We start from the raw sequence: 20,187 nt of genomic DNA, 5'->3' as shown, positions 1-20,187 counted from the left end.
GCGCCGATCAGCTCGTGCTGAACGGCGCGCGCAAAAAGCCCCGGAACCGCGCCCGACCACCGCGCACCGGCGCTTCGGTGAGTTGGTAACCCGGAAAGCGCCGCAGGAAACGGCCGATGGCGATGCGCCCCTCCAGACGCGCCAGGCTCAGGCCCGCGCACTGGTGGATGCCGAAGCCGAACGCCAGGTGCTTGTTGCCTTCGCGCGCGAGGTTCAGCACCTCGGGGTCGGCGAACTGGGCCGGGTCTCGGTTGGCCGCGCCAATGCACAGGGTCACCAGCGTGCCGGCCGGCAGTTCGACGCCGCCAACGTGCGTGTCCTGCACCGCACGGCGGTTGCCGAGCTGGTTGGACGACTCGAAGCGCAGGAACTCGTCCACCGCACGGCCAAGCACCGCTTCCTCAGCGGCCTCGTCGCCCGCCGTGTCCTTCAGCGCTTTCTGCAGACTGGCCCGGGCCTCGGGAAATTCCTGCAGTGCGATCAGCCCGTTGCCGATCAGGTTCGTGGTGGTTTCGTGGCCGGCGTTGAGCAGGAAGATGCAGTTCTGCAGCAGCTCCACCTCGCTCAGCTGTTCGCCCTGTTCCTCGCCCTGGATCAGCCGCGTGAGCACATCGCGCTCGGGGTCACCAGGGCGCTGGCGGCGCGCCGCCACCAGCGTGCGCAGGTAGTCGGTCATCTCCGTCACGGCCTGGTTGCCGCCCGCCTGCTGCTGCGGCGTGAGGGTGGGTTCCAGCGCGCCGAGGATGGCGAGCGACCAGGCGCGCAGCGGGCCCCGGTCGCCGTGTGGCACGTCCAGCAGGTTGCCGATGATTTCCACCGGAATCGCGGAAGCGAAGTCCTCGATCAGATCGCCGCCGCCGCGCGCGTCCATCTCATCAAGCAGCTCGTCCACCAGCAACACGAGGCCGGGCTCCATGCCCGCGATGGCGCGGCGCGTGAGCGCGCCCATGATCAGGCGGCGCACGCGGGTGTGCAGCGGTGGGTCGTTGAAGACGAGGCTGGTGGTGTGGTGCTCGAACAGCGGCGAACCCGCGCCGTATTTGGGCGTGAACTCCACGTGCTTGTCGGAGCTGAAGGCCTGAGCGTCGCGGTACACCGCCATCAGGTCCGCGCAGCGGGTGAGGAACACCGAACCGTCGGGCATGCGGCGCACGGGCTGGCTCTCGCGCAGCGCGGCATACACGGGGTAGGGGTTGGCCAGGAAGTCGGCGGGCAGGGCGCGCAGGTCGAAGCTGGCGGCGATGTCCTGTGCGCGGGCCGCGCTCATGGGCGGCGTGATCGGGGGCGTGGCCACGGCGCGGTCAGCGGTTCAGGAAGTCGCGGATGGCGAACAGCGTGCCATCGGGCGTTTCCGTCATCTGGTGGTGGCCTACCGGCAGCGTGGTCGTGCTCACCGCCTTGCCGGCCGACCGGGCGGCCTGCATCAAGGCCTGCGCGGACTTCGGATGCGTCATCTGGTCCTGGCCGCCCAGCAGAAAGAGCACCGGGCAGGTGATCTTGCCGATGGCCGCCTCGCCGCCGGCGTAGCTGTCGCAGGCCACGAAGCCGCGGTGGAACACATTGACCTTGGCGTTGCTCCGAAGCACCCGCCGGCCCAGCGCCAGGCTCGAGCCATACACCCAGGTGCCCGGGCCCAGGGCAGACGGTGGCGCGGCCAGCGTGCTGCGGCTGAACACGTTCACCATCGCGAGCGCCTTCTCGGGGTCGTTGAGCGAGGCCTCGATCAACGCCGGTGACACCTTCATCGGGTAAGCCGTGCCCACCAGCACCAGGTGGCTCACGCGGTCCTTCAGGCGAGAAGCGGCTTCCAGCGCGATGAGCGATCCCCAGCTGTGGCCGACCAATGCGGCGCGCTGCACCCCCACCGCGTCGAGCAAGGCAGCCACGAAATCGGCCGCTGCTTCGACACTGGAGGGCGCCTCTCCCTCGCTCTTGCAATGGCCCGGCAGGTCCACCGCCAGCACGTTCCAGCCGTGGTGGGCCAGGTAGCGGCTCTGCAATATCCACACGCTGTGGTCGTTGACCACGCCGTGGATGAAGACCACTGTGGGCTTGGCGGCGTCGAAAGGCTTGCCGCCGGTGTAGCAGTAGGTGTTGGCGCCGTTGACGTGGAGGTACATGGTCAGACTCCTGTCTTCTCTGCCGCCTTGAGCGCGCGCTTGAGGTCGTCGATCAGGTCGTCCGGGTCTTCCAGGCCGATCGACAGCCGGATCGTGCCCGGGCCGATGCCACCGGCGGCGAGCGCTTCATCCGTCATGCGGAAGTGCGTGGTGCTGGCGGGATGGATCACCAGCGAGCGGCAGTCGCCCACGTTGGCCAGGTGGCTGAAGATCTTCAGCGCCTCGATGAAGGCCTTGCCCTGGGCGCGGCTGCCCTTGATGTCGAAGCTGAACACCGAGCCCGCGCCCCTCGCACCAAAGCGCAGCAGCTTGCCGGCCAGTGCGTGGCTGGGGTGGGTCTCCAGCAGCGGGTGGCCCACACGGCCCACCAGCGGGTGGCTGGCGAGGAACTGCACCACCTTCTCGGTGTTGCCCATGTGGCGCTCCATGCGCAGCGACAGCGTCTCGATGCCCTGCAGGATCAGCCAGGCGCTGTGCGGGCTCATGCAGGCGCCAAAGTCGCGCAGGCCCTCGCGGCGCGCGCGCAGCAGGAACGCGCCCACCGTGCTTTCCTCGCTGAACACCATGTTGTGGAAGCCTTCGTAGGCTTCGGTGAGCTCGGGGAATTTGCCGGACTTCTCCCAGTCGAAACTGCCCGCGTCCACCACCACGCCGCCGATCACGGTGCCGTGGCCGCTCAGGAATTTGGTGGCCGAGTGGTAGACGATGTCCGCGCCCAGTTCGAAAGGTTTGATGAGGTAGGGGGTCGTCAGGGTCGAGTCCACCAGCAGGGGGGCACCCGCCTCGTGGGCGATCTGCGAGACGGTGGGAATGTCCAGCACGTCCAGCCCGGGGTTGCCCACGGTCTCGCCGAAGAACAGCCTGGTGTTGGGCCGCACCGCGGCGCGCCAGCCATCGATGTCGCCGGGCTTGACGAACGTGGTCTCGATGCCGAAGCGCCGCATCGTGTAGTGCAGCAGGTTCTGGCTGCCCCCATAGAGTGCCGTGCTGGCCACGATGTGCGAGCCCGCGCCCATGAGCGTGGCCACCGCCAGGTGCAGCGCGGCCTGCCCGCTGGCGGTGGCGATGGCGCCGATGCCACCCTCCAGTGCCGCCATGCGCTGTTCGAAGACGGCGTTGGTCGGGTTGCTGATGCGGCTGTACACATGGCCAGCACGCTCCAGGTTGAACAGCGCCGCCGCGTGGTCGCTGGATTCGAAGACGAACGAGGTGGTGAGGTGGATGGGCACGGCGCGTGCGCCGGTGGCGGGATCGGGCGCGGCCCCCGCGTGCAGCGCGAGGGTGTCAAAGCCGGGGTCGGAATAGCCGGACATGATGTCTCCAGTGGGTGTCGGTCGTTCCCCGCTGCAGTGGCGCGCAGGGTGGTCTTGCCGGTTATTGTGGGCTATATTGTCAGCACCCCAGCCCCATGGGTGACACATCAGAATCGAGGAGCACAGCCATGAAAGTCAGCGACATCCTGCGCGTCAAGGGAGGCACGCTCTACACCGTCCAGCCCCAGGAATCCCTGGAGAGCGCCATCGCAACCATGTCTCAGTTCGACATCGGCTCACTGGCCGTGATCGAACATGGCGATCTCGTCGGCATGCTGACCTTCCGCGAGGTCATCCACACGCTGGCCGCCAACGGCGGTTCTTTGGGTGGCAGGACGGTGCGCAGCGTGATGGACGATCACCCCATGACCTGCACGCCCCAGACCGAGCTGGACCAGGTGCGCCCCATGATGCTGGAGCGCCACACCCGCTACATGCCCGTCATGGACAACAAGATGCTCATGGGCGTGATCAGCTTCTACGACGTGGCCAAGGCGGTGGTGGACAGCCAGAACTTCGAGAACAAGATGCTCAAGGCCTACATCCGCGACTGGCCCGAGGAAGAGTCGACCAAGAACGAGCCGAACTTTCCCTGATCGACCCCAGCTTTCCAATAGAAAACGCCCCGCAAGCCGGGGCGTTTTCGTTTCATCCTTCGCTCGCGTGGATGACCTCCCGCAGGCGCGGGTAGATCTGCTGGTTCCACTTGCGCCCGCTGAACACACCGTAGTGGCCGACGCCGGTCTGCACGTGGTGGGTCTTCATGTAGGGGCGCACGCTGCGGCAGAGGTCCTGCGCGGCCACGGTCTGGCCCACCGAGCAGATGTCGTCGCGTTCGCCCTCCACCGTCATGAGCGCGGTGCGGCGGATGGCGGCGGGGTTCACCGTGCGGCCGTTCCAGGTCAGTACGCCGCGCGGCAGGTCGTAGGTCTGGAACACCTTTTCCACCGTCTCCAGGTAGAACTCGGCCGGCAGGTCGTTCACGGCCAGGTATTCCTCGTAGAACGCCTGGATCACGCCAGCCTCTTCCGTGCGTCCGGCCGCCAGGTGGTCGTAGATGTTGCGGAAGGACTGCTTGTGTCGGTCCGGGTTCATGCTCATGAACGCGGTGAGCTGCACGAAGCCGGGGTACACGCGGCGCATCATGCCGGCGTGCGGGAAGGGCACGTGGCTGATCAGGTTCTTCTCGAACCAGTCAATCGGCTTGCTGGTGGCCAGCTTGTTCACCTCGGTCGGGTTGACGCGGCAATCCACCGGTCCGGCCATCAGTGTGAGGCTGCGTGGCTGGGCGGGGTTGTCGTCCTCGGCCATGATGGCCGTGGCCGCCAGCGCGGCCACGCAGGGCTGGCACACCGCCACCATGTGGGTGCCGGGCCCCACGGCCTCGGTGAAGCGGATCATGTAGGTGATGTAGTCGTCCAGCCCGAACGCACCGTGGCGCAGCGAGACATCGCGCGCGTTGTGCCAGTCGGTGATGTAGACGTCGTGGTCCTGCAGCAGGGTGCGCGCCGTTTCGCGCAGCAGCGTGGCGAAATGGCCTGAGAGCGGTGCCACCAGCAGCACCTTGGGCTGGGGTTCGGCGCCTTCCTTGCGGAAGTGCAGCAGGGTGCCAAAGGGCAGGGTGAGCGCCGCTTCCTCCACCACCGGGTATTCGCGTTCGCCCACTGTCACGCTGTGGATCTGGTAGGGAGGCCGCGTATGGGTCAGCCGCATGCGAGAGATGACATCGCAGGCCGCAGCCACCTTGCGCATCACGCTGCCTTCCGTTTCCCGCACCCAGAGCGCGGCGCTCAGGTGCTGGGCGGCCAGGCGCAAGGGCGAGATCAGGTCGGACTGGAGTTGGTAAGCCTGATACAGCATGTTTTTCTTTCCTGGGACAACGTGTCGTGGTGCAGGCAAGTTGCGGGCCAGCGGTGTCCCGCACCGGCCCGGTGCGAGGCTGGTGCACAGAGATGGCACAGCCCTTGCTCTGAGCGTGCTCCAAGAGGAGCACTTCCATGTCCAAAGCGGTACTCACGATCAGCAGCAAGAACTACGGTGCCTGGGCCCTGCGTGGCTGGTTGATGGCGCGCATGGCGAAGCTGGAGTTCACGGAAAACGTGATCTCGCCAGACGACCCCGCGATGAAGGCCGAGATGCTGCTGCTGTCCGCCTCCATGCGCGTGCCGGCGCTGGATCACGACGGGATCTATGTGTGGGACACGCTGGCGATTGGCGAATACCTGAATGAAATCAAGCCCAAGGCGGGCCTGTTGCCGGCGGATCGGGCGGCGAGGGCGCACTGCCGTGCCATCTGCGGCGAGATGCATTCGGGCTTTTCGGCCATGCGGTCGTCGCTGCCGATGAACATCAAGGCGTCGTTCCCGGGCTTCAAGCTGTGGTCGCGTGCGCAGACGGACATCGACCGCATCGAGGCGATCTGGAACGAGTGTCTGGAGACGTATGGCGGGCCCTATCTGTTCGGCGAGAAGCCGTGCATGGCGGATGCGATGTTCGCGCCGGTGGTGACGCGGTTCATCACCTATGAGGTGGCGATCAGCCCCGCCTGTGTGGCGTATTGCGACACGATCATGGCGCTGCCGGCGATGAAAGAGTGGGTGGCGGCTGCGGAGGCCGAACCTGACGACATCGACGAGCTGGACGCGGAGTTTTAGGCGCTGGCTGCGTTTCGCTCGTTGTACCTCGCGGGATCGGGCACCCGGGCGCTCTGCTCCGCGGCTGTCCCCCGCCGGCTGGTGCCGGCTCCTCCTTTTATGCCGCTGCGCAGAGCGCCCGGATGCCCGATCCGAGCGGACGTTGGCACTCCAGTGTTGGCGTACCTGTGTGCGGGCAGGGCTGAGACACCGGGTGGCCGGCGCAGCGGAATAAAAGGGGGAGGCGGCCTCCCGCCGCCGGAGGACATCCGCGGAGCCGGCCACCCGGTGGCTCAGCCCCGGAAGAATCCGACGCGAGAAAAACTCAAACCCAGGGCGTAGGCTTCGGAATCTCGCAGACCGGCTCCACATCAATCGACTTGAAATCGGCAGGCGAAACGATCTCCAGGTATTCCATGTCGGGCGAGTAGTCGAACAGATAGTGGCTGATGCCTGGGCGCTGGTGCACACAGTCGCCGGCTTCCACCAGGGTCTCCTTGTCCTCGTACATGAACCGCGCCCAGCCCTTGAGCATGATCACGATCTGGAAGTCAGCCTCGTGCCGGTGCCAGCCCGTGCCCTCCTCGGGCGGCATGTTCGCCTTCACCAGGTGCGCGATCACCTTGCCGTGCGTCGCCTGGGCAATCCCCAGGTCGCGGTACAGGAAGAAATCGCGCAGGCCACCACTCACATAGTCACCCTCACCTGCCTTGACATGGGAGAACAGCGTGGAGGTTCGATCAAGCATGGGACGCTCCTTTCTGGGGAATCGCAGCCATCAATCTGCTGCGCTGCAACATCAAGCATGAAGTGTTCCCATCGCCCCACGCCCGCCCCGGCGCCTGGCCGTCCCGATCCATGCACCAGACTGGCTCGCCGGCGCACCACCACGCCTCAGGGATAATCACGCCCTTATGAGCGGCAACACCTTCGGCACCCTGTTTTGCGTCACCAACTTCGGTGAATCCCACGGCCCGGCCATCGGCTGCGTCATCGACGGCTGCCCCCCGGGCATGGCACTCAGCGAGGCTGACATCCAGGCCGATCTGGACCGCCGCCGCCCCGGCACCAGCAAGTTCGTCACGCAGCGCAACGAACCCGACACGGTGGAGATCCTCAGCGGTGTCTACGAAGGCAAGACCACCGGCACCCCCATCGCCCTGCTCATCCGCAACACCGACCAGCGCAGCAAGGACTACGGCAACATCCTGCAGACCTTCCGCCCTGGCCACGCCGACTACACCTACTGGCAGAAATACGGCATCCGCGACCCGCGCGGTGGCGGCCGCAGCTCCGCGCGCCTCACCGCGCCCACCGTCGCCGCCGGTGCCGTTGCCAGGAAATGGCTCAAGGAGCGCTACGGCACCACCTTCCGCGGCCACATGACGCAGGTGGGTGAACTCGCCATTCCGTTCGAGAGCTGGGAACACGTGCCCCACAACCCCTTCTTCGCGCCTGTGGCCGACACCAGCGCCATCGAGGCCTACATGAACGAGCTGCGCAAGAGCGGCGATTCGTGCGGCGCGCGCCTGCGTGTCACCGCGCAGGGCATGCCGGTCGGTCTCGGCCAGCCGCTGTACGACCGGCTCGACGCCGACATCGCCTACGCCATGCTGGGCCTCAACGCCGTCAAGGGCGTGGAGATCGGTGCCGGCTTTGCCAGCGTGGCGCACCGGGGCAGCACCCATGGCGACAGCCTCACACCCGAAGGCTTCAAGGGCAACAACGCGGGCGGTGTGCTCGGTGGCATCAGCACCGGGCAAGACCTGGAGGTGCAGATCGCCATCAAGCCGACCAGCTCCATCCTGATTCCGCGCGAAACCATCGACACGGCGGGCCAGCCCACCGAAGTCATCACCAAGGGCCGCCACGACCCCTGCGTCGGCATCCGCGCCACGCCCATCGCCGAAGCCCTGCTCGCGCTGGTGGTGATGGACCACGCCCTGCTGCACCGCGCCCAGTGCGGCGACGTGCAACTGCCCACGCCCGATATCGCCGCCCAGTCGCGCGACGGCTGAGTCTTACTTGGCGACCGATCCGCCGCCGGATCAGACAGGCAAGCCGGGGGGATCGGCCCGCCAGCTCTTGCCTTTTGCCGCGCTCTCCGCGAGTTACTTCGCGCACATCGGCTTCTTCAATCCCTACCTGCCGCTCTGGCTCAAGGAGCTCGGCTTCGGGTTGATCGCCATCGCCGTGCTCACCTCGGTGCAGTCGGCCACGCGGTTGTTCACGCCCTACGTCTGGGGTTCGCTGAGCGACCGCACCGGCGAGCGCGTGCGGCTGCTGCGTTACGGCTCCAGCGCTGCGTTGCTGCTCTCGCTCGGCCTCTGGTTCGATGCGGGTGGGGTGATGCTCTTCATCGTGCTGCTGCTGATGTTCAGCCACACCAGCGGCATGATGCCCATGAGCGAAGCCGCGCTGGCGCACCTGGTCAGCCAGGGCGGCAGTTTCGATGCGAAGCGTTATGGCCGCGTCCGCCTGTGGGGCTCGCTGGGTTTTCTCGTCACCGTGATGGCGGCCGGTTTCTGGTTCGAGCGCTACGGGCTCGTGCACTTCCCGGCCTGGACGCTCGGCACACTGGCGGCGGTGGCCGTCAGCGCCTGGCTGTTGCCGGACTTTCGCGAACCCGCCCATGCCGCTGAAGCGAACCAGCCCGGCGTGTGGCCCGTGCTGCGCCAGCCGCCGGTGCGCTGGTTCTTCGCCGCCGTGTTCTTCCACGTGCTCGCGCACATCTTCATCTACATCTTCTTCTCGCTCTATCTGGATTCGCTCGGCTACAGCAAGACCGTCATCGGCCTGCTGTGGGCGCTGTCGGTGGTGATCGAGATCGGCTGGTTCTTCACCCAGGGCCGATGGCTGCCGCTGTTCTCGCTCTCAGGGTGGCTGGTGCTGGCGGCTGCGCTGATGAGTCTTCGCATGGGGCTCACCGCCGGGCTGCCGCTGGTGCTGCCGGTTCTGCTGCTCGCGCAGGCCTTGCACGCCATCACCTTCGCGGCGCACCACACCGTGTGCATCGCCATGCTCTCGCACCACTTCCCGGGCCGCCTGCGCGGGCGCGGCCAGGCGCTCTACACCGTGGTGGGTTACGGCCTGCCCGGCGTGGCCGGTGGCCTGGTGGGGGGCCTGTTGAGTTCGGCCTTCGGCCTGGCCAGCGTGTTCTGGCTCTCGTCGGCTTGCGCCGCCGTGGCCTGCCTGTGCGCGCTCAGGGCGCGGGCGTATCAGACAGCCAGCGCCGCAGCGGGTTGAAGCCGGTCACCAGCGCGGTGGCCACCAGCACCAGCGCACCGCCGACGAAGATGCTGGGCGACAGCGCCTCGCCCAGGAACAGGTGGCCCCAGGTCACACCGAAGATCGGAATGAGAAAGATCGGGCTGAGCGCGGCCACCGGCGTCACGTGGCGCACGATGCGCAGGTGCACCCAGTACGCCAGGCCCGAGGTGATCACACCCATCACCGCCACCGCTCCCAGCGCCACCGGCGTGAAGCTCGCCTGCGGCAGGCTCCACAGCGTGGTGGGCAGCAGCAGCACCATGGCCGCGAGGTGGATCGCCGCCGCGATCGCCAGTGGCGAGGTGCGCGTGGTGGCCCGCTTCATCAGCGGCGTGGCCAGGCCGAAGCAGGCCGCGCCCGCCACGCAGGCCAGCGCGGCCAGTATCGTGGTCGCGGTGGGCTGCACCGGGCCCAGCCGCACGATGAGGCCCACGCCCACCAGGCCGAGCAGGCAGCCCAGCAGCTTGCGGCGGGTGAGGGTGTCTTCCTTCATCCACGCGGCAGACAGCGTGCCGAAGAGCACCGCCGTGGTGTTGAGCAGCGCGCTGTAGCCCGAAGGCAGGTGCAGCCCGGCCCACGCGAACAGCATGAAAGGCGCCGCCACCGAGGTGGCGCCGAGCAGCAGCATCTCCTGCCATTGCTTCCAGGGCCAGCGCTCGCGCAGCGCCTTCATGATGAAGATCAGCGTGATGCTCGCCAGTGCCGCGCGCAGGCCGGCCACCACCCAGGGGCCCATGGCAGGTGCCGCGAGCCGTATGAACAGGAAGGAAGCGCCCCACAGGGCCGACAGGCCCACGATCTGCGCGAACTGGCGGGCCTGCACCGGGCCTCAGCCCGTTGCCGCGATCTTGCGCACCAGACCTTCGATGGCCAGCGTGTAGCCGTCGGTACCGAAACCCACCACGATGCCCGCCGCCGCCGGCGAGATGTACGAGTGGTGGCGGAAGGCTTCGCGCGCGTGCACGTTGGAGATGTGGATCTCGATCACCGGCAGCGGCTTCACACCACTGATGGCATCGAACAGCGCCACCGAGGTGTGGGTGAATGCGCCGGGGTTGAACACCACGCCGGCGATCTCGCCCGTCTTGTGGCGGCGGCCGGCTTCGTGAATCTTGTCGATCAGCGCGCCTTCGTGGTTGCTCTGGAAAGCCTCCAGCCCGAAACCCAGGCGCTGCGCCGTGGCAAGGGCCTGGGCTTCCACGTCGGCCAGGGTGGTGGCGCCGTACACGCCGGGCTCGCGTGTGCCCAGCAGGTTGAGGTTGGGGCCGTTGAGCAGCAGCAAGGTGGGCATGGAAATCTGTCTCTTTGGAATGGATGAACGGGGGTGGGCGACAGCTTAAACCAGCGGCACGGTGAGCTGCTTCACCACCGGCCTGGTGTCGGGCCGCACGCCGCGCCACCATTCGAACGCCTCGGCGGCCTGTTCCACCAGCATGCCCACGCCATCGGCCACGCGCGACACGCCCGCAGCCTGCGCCTGCTTCAGGAAGGGCGTGAGGCCTTTGCCGTAGACCATGTCGTAGGCCAGCGCGCCCGGGGCGAACAGACCGTCCGGCAGCGGCAGCGCCTCTTGCGAGAGGCCGGTGGAGGTGGCGTTGATGATCATGTCGAACGACAGGCCCACGAGCGTGTCGTAGCCGCCGGTCTGCAGCGGCACGTGGGCTGCGAAATCGTGCCGCAGCGCGTGCGCCTTCTCGGGTGTGCGGTTCGCCACCGCCAGCAGCGCGGGGCGTTCACCCGCGATCGGCAGCAGCGCGCCACGCGTGGCGCCGCCCGCGCCCAGCAGCAGCACCCGCTTGCCCGCCAGCGGGAAACCCAGGTTGCGCTGGATGTCGTTCACCAGACCCACGCCGTCGAAGTTGTCCGCAAGGATGCGGTCCGGCCCGTCGAACTTGAGGCAGTTCGCCGCCCCCGCCAGCCGGGCGCGTTCGCTCGGTTCGGTGGCGATCTGGAACGCCTGCAGCTTGAAGGGCAGGCTCACGTTCAGCCCGCGCCCGCCGCTCGCCCGGAAACCCAGCACCGTGTCGTCAAAGCCGTCCAGCGGGGTTTCGATGGCGGTGTAGCCGATGTCCTGCCCCGTGGCCTGGGCGAACAGGCTGTGGATCAGGGGCGATTTGCTGTGGCCAATGGGATGGCCAAGAACGGCGTAGCGGTCGGTCATGGGCAAGGCTGCTGGGGGGAAGGCGACATTGTCGCGCAAGCCCCTGGCGCGCCTGTGGGCTTGGGGCCAGGGCCTACCATGCCAGCCATGAACACACCCACCCCCCTCAAGATCGATTTCGTGTCCGACGTCTCCTGCCCGTGGTGCGCCGTGGGCCTGGGCGCGCTGGAGGAAGCCCTGCAGAAACTGCAGGGCAGCGTGTCCGCCGAACTGCATTTCCAGCCCTTCGAACTCAACCCGAAGATGGGCCCCGAAGGTCAGGACATTGGTGAACATCTCACAGAAAAATACGGCTCCACGCCCGAACAACAGGCGCAAATCCGCAACACCATCCGTGCGCGCGGCGCGGAAGTCGGCTTCGCCTTCAACCCCGAAGGCCGGGGCCGCATCTGGAACACCTTCGATGCTCACCGCCTGCTGCACTGGGCCGACGAAGAGGGCGCACCCGGCCAGCAACACGCGCTCAAGAAAGCGCTCATGGCCGCCTGCCACACCCGCAGCGAAGCCATGGGCCACCACGACGTGCTGCTCGCCTGCGTGCGCGAGGTCGGGTTGAACGAAGCCCGCGCGAGCAGCATCCTCGCCAGCGACGAGTTCGCGCAGGACGTGCGCGAACGCGAGGCGTTCTACCAGGGCCACGGCATCCGCTCGGTGCCCGCGGTCATCATCAACGACCGCCACCTCATCTCCGGCGGCCAGCCGGCCGAGGTGTTCGAGCAGGCGCTGCGGCAGATCGCCGCGGGCTGACCGCGCGCCTCACCCGGCGCAGGCCACCTGGCCCGAGCGCACCGCGTCCATCAGCGCATCCTCGTCGATCAGGCCACCGCGCGCGGTGTTCACCACCATCACGCCGCGCTTGCACAGCGCCAGCGTGTCCGCGTTCAGCAGGTGGCGGTTTTCTTCCTTGAGCGGGCCATGCAGCGAGATGGCGTCCGATTCGCGCCAGAGCGTCCCCAGGTCCACCAGCTCTACATCGGCGGGCACCTGCTTCGCATAGGGGCCGTACCCGATCACGCGCATGTCCAGCGCGCGCGCCATGCGCGCGAAACGCAGACCGATCGCACCCAGACCGATCAGGCACGATGGTGCGGCCCGCCAGCTCCACGCTCTTGTGCGTGGCCTTGTCCCAGAAGCCGGCGTGCATGCGCGCGTACATCTTCGGCACCGACTTCGCGCAGGCCCGCAGCAGGGCCAGCGCCTGTTCGGCCACCGCCGCGGCGTTGGCGTCCACGGCAGCGCGCACTTCCACGTTGCGCGCCTGTGATGGCCACCGGGTCGTGCTCCTTGCACAGCGCGGCAATGTCGTCCTCGGCCGCACGCTTGCGCAGACGCATTCCACACGCACATCAGCAGGCCTGGCGGCATTGCCAACAGGGGCTTTCGCAACTGCACGCTTGTTGAGCGCCCGCTTCGAGGTTAGACTTCAATTCGCTAATCAGAATGCAAATTCGCATAGCGAATTAAAAGATTTTCCATACTCAGCCCGGAACAGGAGACAAGAGATGTCTGGATTGCACCGTTTCTGCATGCTCGCCGCCGTCGTCGCGGCCACGTGGTCCCCGGCCCATGCGCAGGGCTTCCCTGGCAAGCCGGTTCGTCTGGTGGTGCCATTTCCTGCGGGGGGCTCCACCGACGTGGTCACCCGCGTGGTGGCCAAACGGCTGTCGGAGGACTGGGGCCAACCGGTGATCGTCGACAACCGTGCAGGCGCCGGCGGCACCATTGGCGTGAAAGAGGTGCTGCGTGCCCCGGCAGATGGCCATACGCTGCTGTTCACCCCCATGGGCGCGGTGTCCATCGCGCCGCTGCTTTACAAGGATGTGGGCTACAAGGCCAGCGACCTGGTGCCCGTGGCCGTGCTGTTTCGCGCACCCTTTTTCCTGATGGTGCCCACCACCTCGACTTTCAAGTCGGCGCAGGCGTTGCTGAGCGCCGGCAAGTCCGACCGTGCCCCCATGTACGGGTCGTCGGGCAACGGTGCGCTGTCCCATGTGCTGGGCGAGGCTCTGAACCAGGCCGCGGGCACGTCGTTCCAGCACGTGCCTTACAAGGGTGGTGCTCCGCTGCTGCAATCGTTGACGGTCGACGAAGCGCAGTGGGGTCTGTTGCAGGCCGCGGATGCCAGGAACCTGGTGGATGCGGGCAAGCTCAAGCCGCTCATCGCCCTTTCCGCACGCCGCGCACAACCCTGGCCGGAAGCACCCACCACGGAGGAGCTGGGCTTGAAGGGTTTGAACCTGCGCATGTGGAATGGTGTGTTCGCGCCGCCGGGCACGCCCGCCGACGTGGTGCAACAGCTCAACCGCAAGATCGTCGCGATCCTGGGCGAGCCGGGCGTCAAGGCCCGGCTGGACGCCATGGCGGTGGATGAGAAGGACGCGGACACCTCGCCCGAAGCGTTCCGCCAGCAGATTGCGCAGGAGGTTTCGGCCTTCACCAAGGTGCTGTCGACCACCCCGATCAAGGTGGACTGATGAGCCTCATGCAACCGGTTTTCCAGGGCTCGGTGGTGGCCATCGTCAGCATCGCCGTCCAGACCGACAACCCCGTGACGCGCGAGCACGTGAGCTACACGCCTCACATCGGCCGCACCTGTGCAAAAGACTTCGCCCGGCATGGCGCCCACGTGTTCGCCGTGGACAGCAGCGCCGATGCGCTGGCCAGGCTCAAGGCGGAAGTCGAGTCCGAAGGCGGCGCCATCACCGTGTGCAAGGCCGACCCGGCCGACCCCGAGGCGCTGGAAGCGGCCGCCCGCAGCTGCGCAGAACTGAACCTCCCCTTGCGCGCGTTGGTCAATGGCCACTTCGACACCGAACTGGCATCCATCGAAGACTCGTCGTATGCGTCGTGGGAGCGCGTGGTGCGCTTCGACCTGCTCGGCCCGGTGTTTGCCACCAAGGCTTTCCTGCCCCTTCTCAAGGGGGCGCAAGGCGCGGCGGTGGTGCACATCGGGTCGATCGACGGCACGCTGGGCAACCCGCAGATGCCGTCGTATTCCGCCGCGCGCGGCGGTCTGGTGCCGCTCACCCATGTCATGGCCGAAGAGTTCGCCCGCTTCGGCATCCGAACCAACTGCGTGGCGCGCGGAATGATGACCGAGCCCGGCGGCACGATGCCACCCATGTCCCTCGCCCTCATCGAGCACACGCCGATTCCGCGTCCCGCCTTTCCTGCCGAGGTCGCCAACGTGGTGCGCTTCCTGTGCAGCGAAGAAGCGTCCTATCTGAACGGTGTGGTGATTCCCGTCGACGGTGGTCGCACGGGCATCACGCCGGGTACGCGACCCAGGCGCTGAGAAATCCTTCCCAACAAACCCATCCCAGGAGCAACCATGCCATTTGTGAACCTCTCCCTCAAGGCCGTTGTGGCCGCCGCCGCACTGGCGCTCGCCACCGCTGCTGCGGCACAGGCCGATGTCTACCCGAACAAGCCGGTGCGCATCATCGTTCCCTTCCCGCCGGGCGGCGGCATCGACATCCTGATCCGCGCCGTGGGCAAGGAACTGTCCGACAAATGGAAGCAGCCGGTCGTGATCGACAACCGGGGTGGCGCGGCCACCTTCATCGGGGCGGAAGCGGTGGCCCGTGCCGCGCCCGATGGCTACACCCTGCTGGCCACCACCGACCCCACCTTCACCGCCAACCGCCATCTGTTCAGCAAGCTGCCCTATGACCCGGACAAGGACTTCGAGCCCGTCATCCAGATGGTCAAGGGCGACAACATCATCGTGGCGCACCCTTCGGTGCCGGTGACGGACCTCAAGGGCCTGGTGGCCGCCGCCCGCAAGAAGGAGAGCAACTTCAGCTTCGGCTCCTACGGCAACGGCACCCAGCCCCACCTGGCGTTCGGCACCTTGAACAAGCGCGAAGGCATCGAGATCCTGCATGTGCCCTACAAAGGCATCACGCCCGTGGTGACCGCCGTGCTCGCCAAGGAAGTGGACGTGAGCCTGGCCAGCGCCGGTGTGATGGGCGAGATGATCCGCAGCGAGCGCGTGCGGCCTCTGGCCATCACCGGTGCCAGGCGCATGCCCCAGTTCCCCAACGTGCCCACCACGGCAGAGCTGGGCTTTCCTTATCTGCAGTCGTCCATCTGGTACGGCGTGTTCGCGCCGGCCGGCACGCCGGCTGGCATCGTGAACAAGCTCAATGCGGAGATCGCCGCCATCCTCAAGGACGCCAGCTTCGCGGAACGGCAGATCCTGTCCAAGGGCATGACGCCCCTGGCCGGCAGCCCGCGGGACCTCGCCAATGCCATGCGTGAAGACAGCGCCGCGATCGGCGAGATGGTGAAGGCCGCCAATATCAAACCGGAGTGAAGCGGTCAGCGGCGCTGCGCCGTCAGCGCCGCCGACAGATCGACCGCCAGCTTCTTCAACTCGGCACCCACCACTTTCAGCCTGGCGTCGTTGAACACCTGGCTGATCCCGCCCGAGCTGAGCGCGAGCACGGTCCTGCCGTCGGCCGCTACCACCGGAACACCCACCGCATTGATCTGAGGATGCAGCGATGCCTTGTTCACCAGATAGCCCGTCAGTTCGTAGTCCTGCAGGGCTTTCATGATCCTGGGCTGCATCTCCTTGAAGCGCGTGGCGTCCAGCCGCTTGAGATCGGCCAGGGCCGCCTTTCGCTCCCCGGCGTCCAGGCCGGCCAGCCAGGCCCAGCCGGTGACGGACGTGAGCACCGGCACGCGCGAGCCCACACCCATGTCGCGAAGAATGATTTCAGAGCCCTGGCAGCGCTGCAGGTACACCATGCTCAAGCCATCCCGCGAACCGAGCGAGACCGCACCCCGGTGCCGGTCCGCAATGGCCTGCATGTCGTTGCGGGCGAGTTCGGCCAGAGGCGTCGAGGCAATGGCGGAATATCCCAGACTGAGCACCGGAATGCCGGGGCGCAGCTTGTCCTTGCGCTCCAGCTGCACCAGGTACCCCTCGGCGATCAGGGTGTGGCACAACCGCCAGACCGTGGCCTGTGCGAGCCCGGTCATGCGGGCGATTTCCGCGGTGCCCAGGCTGGGGTGCTCGGCACCGAAGCACCGCAGGATCTGCAGACCCCGTGCCAGTGCCGTCACGTACTGCCGGTCCTTGCCGGTGTCGGCGTCTTCCTCTTTCATCTTTTCTCCTTAAATCTGCAAGGCGAAATAATAAATTGCATAGCGAATCAAAGGATTCTTTTCCCATGTCAACACCCAAAACGATTGCATCGCCCCGCCCGGACACCGACGTGCTGGTGGTGGGGGCAGGCCCCGTGGGCCTGGCACTGGCCGGCGACCTGGGCTGGCGTGGCCACCGCTGCATGCTCATCGACAGCGGCGATGGCGTCATCGGTCAGCCCCGGATGGACCTGGTGGGCATTCGCACCATGGAATTCTGCCGCCGCTGGGGGCTCGTGGGCGATGTGGAAGCCGCGCCCTACAACCGCGACTACCCGCAGGACAACGTCTACCTCACCTCGCTCAACGGCTACGAGCTGGGTCGCCAGCCCATGCCGTCCATGCGCGAGAACCCGTATCCACCCGAGAGCCCGCAGCGGCGGGAGCGTTGCCCGCAGAACATGTTCGACCCCGTGCTGCAGAAGTTCGCCAAGGCGCAGGCCGGCGTCGACCTGCGCTACCAGCACCGCTTCCTGTCCTTCGAGCAGGACGACGAGGGCGTGACCTCCCGTCTGCTCAACCTGGCCAGCGGCGAAGAACTCACCGTGCGCTCGCATTTCCTGGTGGGCTGCGACGGAGGCAAGAGCACGGTGCGCGAGCAACTGGGCATTCCCATGCATGGCAAGGGCTTGCTCACGCACACCACCAACGTCATCTTCCGCTGCGCGACCTTCAACGCCTTGCACGACAAGCAGCCCGGTTACCGCTACATGTTCGTCGGGCCGGCGGGCACCTGGGCCACCATCGTGGCCATCAATGGGCGCGACCAGTGGCGCATGTCCATCATCGGCAGCGCGCAGGAGCGCCCCCGTTACACCGAAGACGAACTCAAGGCCTTCGCCTGCAAGGCGCTGGGCCGCGAATTCGATCCCGAGATCCTGAGCGTGCTGCGCTGGACGCGCGCCGAACTCGTGGCCGACCGCTACCACCAGGGTCGCGTGTTCATCGCCGGCGACGCTGCCCACCTCACATCACCCACCGGTGGCCTCGGCATGAACACCGGCATCGGTGACGCGGTCGACCTGTCCTGGAAGCTCGCCGCCTGCCTGCAAGGGTGGGGCGGCCAGGCCTTGCTCGATTCGTACGGCATCGAACGCAAGCCTGTGGCCGAGCGCATCACCCGCTTCTCCACCGGCAACCTGCAGACCATGAAGAAGGTGCCCAGCGCGGAGAAGGTGAACGAACCCGGGCCTGAGGGCGACGCCGCTCGCGCCGCCGTGGGCCATGCCCTCGGCGAAGGCCTCAAGCGCGAGTGGTTCTCTCAGAACATGCACCTGGGCAACCGGTACCACGGCTCACCCGTGTGCGTGTTCAACGAGAAAGAAGACCTCGCCCTCGTGGCCGCCGAGAACGAGGACGCGGTGAACTACCTGCCCACCACGCGGCCAGGCTGCCGCGCGCCGCATGCCTGGCTGGCCGATGGCCGATCCACCCTCGATCTGTTCGGCAAGTCGTTCGTGCTCCTCGTCAGCGGCACCGCACAGGAAGCCCGCGCCCTGAGCGAGGCCGCCCAAGACCGTGGCCTGCCCATGGACGTGGTCGAACTCACCGACCCCGCCATCCGCGCGCTCTATGCAAAAAAATTCGTGCTCGTGCGGCCCGATGGCCACGTGGCGTGGCGCGCCGACCACCTGCCCGACGACATGGGCAACCTGCTCGACACCGTCACCGGCAGCCTGGTGAACTTTGACGTTGCCGACGACCTGCCCGCGCTCTACGCCCGGCTCGACCGCGTGCGCATGAAGAACGGCTGGGCCAAGCCCACGCCGTCCCTCTACCCGGAACCCAGGCAGAACTTCGTGCCCGCCCATTGGCGCTACGCGGATGCCCGCGCGGCCTTGCACGCTGCGGGTCGCCTCGTGGGCACCGAGTGGGCCGAGCGGCGCAACCTCATCATGGCCAACCCCATTCCCGGCAACGACTACGCCACGGTGCGCACGCTGGTCGGTGCGTACCAGATGGTCAAGGCGGGCGAGACGGCGCGCAGCCACCGGCATTCGCCCAACGCGATGCGGGTGGTGCTGGAAGCCGGGCAAGGCACTTACACCATCGTCGACGGCGTGAAGGTGCCCATGCTGCCGGGCGATGTGCTGCTCACGCCGAACATGTGCTACCACGGCCATTCGAACGAGAGCGATGCCGAAGCCTACTGGGTGGACTTTCTCGATGCGCCGCTGGTGCAGCACCTCGGCCCCATGTTCTTCGAGCTGCACCCCGACACCCTGGAGCGCGCCGACACGGTGGACCCTGCCTCGCCCATGCGCTTCGCCTACGCCGACTACCTGCCCCGGCTGCTCGCCGCGGCGCCGGTGGCACCGGGCGTGCGCACGCTCGAACTCGGGCCGCCCCGCCTCGACACCTTCGACCGCACCGTCATCCGGATCGATGCCGATGCCCACTGGCATTGCCCGCGCGACACCGTCAATCGCATCTTCACCGTCATCGAAGGGCAGGGCCATTCGGTGGTAAACGGTGAGCGCTTCGAATGGAAGCGCGGCGACATGCTCGCCGCGCCCAGCTGGTACGTGCATGAACACCACGCCACGCACGACACGGTGCTGTTGCAGGTGTCCGACGCGCCACTGCTGCACATGCTGAACTGGCACCGCACCGGTGCCGCCTGACAAGGAAACCAACCATGAAGATTGCCGTTTTTGATGACCACCGTGTCGGCGTGGTGGAAGACACCCAGGTGTTCGACGTGACCGCCGCGCTCCCTGAATGGCTGCAGGCCCTGCCCAGCCAGCGCATCAACTGGCTCATCGCCCATTGGGACGCCGTGCGCGTGCCCGTGCAGAAGGCCCGCCACCTCGCGACGCCCCTGGCGTTGGCCAGTGTCAGGCTGCTGCCGCCCAGCCCCGCGCCCGCGCACGTGTTCGCCGCGCCTGCCAACTACCGAAAGCACATTGGCGAGCTCGGTGACCGCGCCGTGGCCAAGGCCGGCCGCAGCGCGCGCGAGCAGGGCTTCTTCCTCAAGGCGCCGGGCTCGCTCGTGGGCGCGGGCGACGCCATGCTGCTGCCGCGCGGCTCCACCCGCCGCTTCGACCACGAGAGCGAGCTCGCGGTCATCGTCGGCAAGGCAGGGCGCAACATCCCCCGCGAAAAAGCCATGGAGCACGTGTTCGGCTACGCCTGCCTCATCGACGCCACCATGCGCATCGAACCCGGCGTGGCCGAGGAAGAGCGCTCCATGAGGAAGTCCTTTGAATCGTTCACACCGCTCGGCCCCTACCTCGTGACGGCAGACGAAGTGCCCAACCCCGGCGCGCTGCAGAACCGGCTGTGGGTCAATGGCGATGTGCGGCAGCAGGCCAACACCGCCGACATGATCGTGGACATCCCGGAACTGATCGAACTCATTTCCTCCGTGCTGCCCATCGCGCCAGGCGACGTCATTGCCACCGGCACGCCAGAAGGCGTGGGTCCATTCCAGGCCGGCGACCGGGTGAAGATCGAGATCGAGTCCGTGGGCGGCATGGAGCTGCCCGTGCGCGAGCACAGCCATCGCTCGCCCAGGCCGTACTGAAAATCAGGCG

At 67.1% G+C, this 20,187-nt stretch carries 19 protein-coding genes and 1 pseudogene; 10 read left to right on the top strand and 10 right to left on the bottom strand.

Annotated features, from left to right (window positions below; all coding sequences use genetic code 11):
* Window positions 1–7: 7 nt before the first annotated feature.
* From J2X09_RS02810 to J2X09_RS02800, 3 genes are read right to left on the bottom strand one after another with little or no spacing between them, the layout of a single operon-like run.
* Window positions 8–1,267 (bottom strand): cytochrome P450, encoded by a 1,260-nt coding sequence (locus tag J2X09_RS02810; RefSeq protein ID WP_204731949.1) that lies wholly within the window; start codon window positions 1,265–1,267, stop codon window positions 8–10.
* A 34-nt stretch (window positions 1,268–1,301) separates the two neighbouring features.
* Entirely contained in the window at window positions 1,302–2,120 is an 819-nt protein-coding gene (locus J2X09_RS02805; RefSeq protein ID WP_204731821.1) for an alpha/beta fold hydrolase, read from the bottom strand.
* A 2-nt stretch (window positions 2,121–2,122) separates the two neighbouring features.
* Window positions 2,123–3,433, bottom strand: a complete 1,311-nt coding sequence (locus tag J2X09_RS02800) for an O-acetylhomoserine aminocarboxypropyltransferase (RefSeq protein ID WP_204731820.1) — start codon at window positions 3,431–3,433, stop codon at window positions 2,123–2,125.
* Between the two features lie 128 nt (window positions 3,434–3,561).
* On the opposite strand from J2X09_RS02800, the gene J2X09_RS02795 reads away from it, so the two are divergent.
* Window positions 3,562–4,029, top strand: coding sequence for a CBS domain-containing protein (locus J2X09_RS02795; protein WP_204731819.1), 468 nt, complete (start codon window positions 3,562–3,564; stop codon window positions 4,027–4,029).
* A gap of 52 nt (window positions 4,030–4,081) precedes the next feature.
* On the opposite strand, the gene J2X09_RS02790 is transcribed toward J2X09_RS02795, so the two are convergent.
* Window positions 4,082–5,293 (bottom strand): polyhydroxyalkanoate depolymerase, encoded by a 1,212-nt coding sequence (locus J2X09_RS02790; RefSeq protein ID WP_204731818.1) that lies wholly within the window; start codon window positions 5,291–5,293, stop codon window positions 4,082–4,084.
* A gap of 137 nt (window positions 5,294–5,430) precedes the next feature.
* On the opposite strand from J2X09_RS02790, the gene J2X09_RS02785 reads away from it, so the two are divergent.
* Window positions 5,431–6,087: a glutathione S-transferase gene (locus J2X09_RS02785; RefSeq protein ID WP_204731817.1), complete on the top strand. Its 657-nt coding sequence runs from the start codon at window positions 5,431–5,433 to the stop codon at window positions 6,085–6,087.
* 304 nt (window positions 6,088–6,391) lie between these two features.
* On the opposite strand, the gene J2X09_RS02780 is transcribed toward J2X09_RS02785, so the two are convergent.
* Window positions 6,392–6,814, bottom strand: a complete 423-nt coding sequence (locus J2X09_RS02780; protein WP_204731816.1) for a cupin domain-containing protein — start codon at window positions 6,812–6,814, stop codon at window positions 6,392–6,394.
* A gap of 166 nt (window positions 6,815–6,980) precedes the next feature.
* Between J2X09_RS02780 and aroC the strand changes: the two genes are divergently transcribed.
* Both aroC and J2X09_RS02770 read left to right on the top strand, forming a co-directional pair.
* On the top strand, window positions 6,981–8,084 hold the full coding sequence (gene aroC / locus J2X09_RS02775) for a chorismate synthase (protein ID WP_204731815.1): 1,104 nt from the start codon (window positions 6,981–6,983) through the stop codon (window positions 8,082–8,084).
* 7 nt (window positions 8,085–8,091) lie between these two features.
* The gene (locus tag J2X09_RS02770) at window positions 8,092–9,312 is read left to right on the top strand and encodes an MFS transporter (RefSeq protein ID WP_204731814.1); all 1,221 of its coding nucleotides are present in this window, start codon (window positions 8,092–8,094) and stop codon (window positions 9,310–9,312) included.
* Here J2X09_RS02770 and J2X09_RS02765 read toward each other — a convergent pair.
* The 3 genes from J2X09_RS02765 to aroE are packed head-to-tail and all read right to left on the bottom strand — an operon-like array spanning window position 9,269 to window position 11,497.
* Window positions 9,269–10,159 carry a DMT family transporter gene (locus J2X09_RS02765; RefSeq protein ID WP_204731813.1) on the bottom strand — a complete coding sequence of 297 codons (891 nt, stop codon included), beginning with the start codon at window positions 10,157–10,159 and terminating at the stop codon, window positions 9,269–9,271. The two genes, J2X09_RS02770 and J2X09_RS02765, sit on opposite strands and share 44 nt — an antisense overlap.
* Before the next feature lie 6 nt (window positions 10,160–10,165).
* The gene (gene aroQ / locus J2X09_RS02760) at window positions 10,166–10,627 is read right to left on the bottom strand and encodes a type II 3-dehydroquinate dehydratase (protein WP_204731812.1); all 462 of its coding nucleotides are present in this window, start codon (window positions 10,625–10,627) and stop codon (window positions 10,166–10,168) included.
* A 45-nt stretch (window positions 10,628–10,672) separates the two neighbouring features.
* Window positions 10,673–11,497 carry a shikimate dehydrogenase gene (aroE, locus tag J2X09_RS02755; protein ID WP_204731811.1) on the bottom strand — a complete coding sequence of 275 codons (825 nt, stop codon included), beginning with the start codon at window positions 11,495–11,497 and terminating at the stop codon, window positions 10,673–10,675.
* An 87-nt stretch (window positions 11,498–11,584) separates the two neighbouring features.
* On the opposite strand from aroE, the gene J2X09_RS02750 reads away from it, so the two are divergent.
* Window positions 11,585–12,244 (top strand): DsbA family oxidoreductase, encoded by a 660-nt coding sequence (locus J2X09_RS02750; RefSeq protein WP_204731810.1) that lies wholly within the window; start codon window positions 11,585–11,587, stop codon window positions 12,242–12,244.
* Window positions 12,245–12,256: 12 nt separating this feature from the next.
* Here J2X09_RS02750 and J2X09_RS02745 read toward each other — a convergent pair.
* Window positions 12,257–12,752, bottom strand: a pseudogene (locus tag J2X09_RS02745) (NAD(P)-dependent oxidoreductase); the annotation flags it as partial.
* Between the two features lie 247 nt (window positions 12,753–12,999).
* On the opposite strand from J2X09_RS02745, the gene J2X09_RS02740 reads away from it, so the two are divergent.
* Genes J2X09_RS02740 through J2X09_RS02730 form a run of 3 tightly spaced genes read left to right on the top strand, consistent with a single transcriptional unit; the run spans window position 13,000 to window position 15,815 of the window.
* On the top strand, window positions 13,000–13,971 hold the full coding sequence (locus J2X09_RS02740) for a Bug family tripartite tricarboxylate transporter substrate binding protein (RefSeq protein WP_204731809.1): 972 nt from the start codon (window positions 13,000–13,002) through the stop codon (window positions 13,969–13,971).
* Complete coding sequence (locus tag J2X09_RS02735; RefSeq protein WP_204731808.1) at window positions 13,971–14,792, top strand: SDR family NAD(P)-dependent oxidoreductase; 822 nt, start codon at window positions 13,971–13,973, stop codon at window positions 14,790–14,792. Before J2X09_RS02740 ends, J2X09_RS02735 begins: the two co-directional genes overlap by 1 nt.
* A gap of 36 nt (window positions 14,793–14,828) precedes the next feature.
* Complete coding sequence (locus J2X09_RS02730; RefSeq protein ID WP_204731807.1) at window positions 14,829–15,815, top strand: Bug family tripartite tricarboxylate transporter substrate binding protein; 987 nt, start codon at window positions 14,829–14,831, stop codon at window positions 15,813–15,815.
* Window positions 15,816–15,820: 5 nt separating this feature from the next.
* On the opposite strand, the gene J2X09_RS02725 is transcribed toward J2X09_RS02730, so the two are convergent.
* Entirely contained in the window at window positions 15,821–16,612 is a 792-nt protein-coding gene (locus tag J2X09_RS02725; RefSeq protein WP_204731806.1) for an IclR family transcriptional regulator, read from the bottom strand.
* Between the two features lie 65 nt (window positions 16,613–16,677).
* Here J2X09_RS02725 and J2X09_RS02720 point away from each other — a divergent pair, with 65 nt between their 5' ends.
* Together J2X09_RS02720 and J2X09_RS02715 are read left to right on the top strand one after the other, a co-directional pair.
* On the top strand, window positions 16,678–19,275 hold the full coding sequence (locus J2X09_RS02720) for an FAD-dependent monooxygenase (protein WP_310307297.1): 2,598 nt from the start codon (window positions 16,678–16,680) through the stop codon (window positions 19,273–19,275).
* 14 nt (window positions 19,276–19,289) lie between these two features.
* A complete protein-coding gene (locus J2X09_RS02715) occupies window positions 19,290–20,177 on the top strand; it encodes a fumarylacetoacetate hydrolase family protein (RefSeq protein WP_204731805.1) in 888 nt (295 codons plus the stop codon).
* The last annotated feature ends 10 nt before the right edge of the window (window positions 20,178–20,187 follow it).

Origin of the sequence: Hydrogenophaga laconesensis (genome assembly GCF_031457235.1) — a bacterium.
GTDB lineage: Bacteria > Pseudomonadota > Gammaproteobacteria > Burkholderiales > Burkholderiaceae_C > Hydrogenophaga > Hydrogenophaga laconesensis.
This window is presented reverse-complemented; position numbering and strand designations above follow the sequence as displayed.

Coding starts and splice junctions, on each gene's coding strand:
- J2X09_RS02810 (WP_204731949.1), bottom strand. CDS start 1,267: ATGAGCGCGGCCCGCGCACAGGACATCGCCGCCAGCTTCGACCTGCGC.
- J2X09_RS02805 (WP_204731821.1), bottom strand. CDS start 2,120: ATGTACCTCCACGTCAACGGCGCCAACACCTACTGCTACACCGGCGGC.
- J2X09_RS02800 (WP_204731820.1), bottom strand. CDS start 3,433: ATGTCCGGCTATTCCGACCCCGGCTTTGACACCCTCGCGCTGCACGCG.
- J2X09_RS02795 (WP_204731819.1), top strand. CDS start 3,562: ATGAAAGTCAGCGACATCCTGCGCGTCAAGGGAGGCACGCTCTACACC.
- J2X09_RS02790 (WP_204731818.1), bottom strand. CDS start 5,293: ATGCTGTATCAGGCTTACCAACTCCAGTCCGACCTGATCTCGCCCTTG.
- J2X09_RS02785 (WP_204731817.1), top strand. CDS start 5,431: ATGTCCAAAGCGGTACTCACGATCAGCAGCAAGAACTACGGTGCCTGG.
- J2X09_RS02780 (WP_204731816.1), bottom strand. CDS start 6,814: ATGCTTGATCGAACCTCCACGCTGTTCTCCCATGTCAAGGCAGGTGAG.
- aroC (WP_204731815.1), top strand. CDS start 6,981: ATGAGCGGCAACACCTTCGGCACCCTGTTTTGCGTCACCAACTTCGGT.
- aroQ (WP_204731812.1), bottom strand. CDS start 10,627: ATGCCCACCTTGCTGCTGCTCAACGGCCCCAACCTCAACCTGCTGGGC.
- aroE (WP_204731811.1), bottom strand. CDS start 11,497: ATGACCGACCGCTACGCCGTTCTTGGCCATCCCATTGGCCACAGCAAA.
- J2X09_RS02750 (WP_204731810.1), top strand. CDS start 11,585: ATGAACACACCCACCCCCCTCAAGATCGATTTCGTGTCCGACGTCTCC.
- J2X09_RS02740 (WP_204731809.1), top strand. CDS start 13,000: ATGTCTGGATTGCACCGTTTCTGCATGCTCGCCGCCGTCGTCGCGGCC.
- J2X09_RS02735 (WP_204731808.1), top strand. CDS start 13,971: ATGAGCCTCATGCAACCGGTTTTCCAGGGCTCGGTGGTGGCCATCGTC.
- J2X09_RS02730 (WP_204731807.1), top strand. CDS start 14,829: ATGCCATTTGTGAACCTCTCCCTCAAGGCCGTTGTGGCCGCCGCCGCA.
- J2X09_RS02725 (WP_204731806.1), bottom strand. CDS start 16,612: ATGAAAGAGGAAGACGCCGACACCGGCAAGGACCGGCAGTACGTGACG.
- J2X09_RS02720 (WP_310307297.1), top strand. CDS start 16,678: ATGTCAACACCCAAAACGATTGCATCGCCCCGCCCGGACACCGACGTG.
- J2X09_RS02715 (WP_204731805.1), top strand. CDS start 19,290: ATGAAGATTGCCGTTTTTGATGACCACCGTGTCGGCGTGGTGGAAGAC.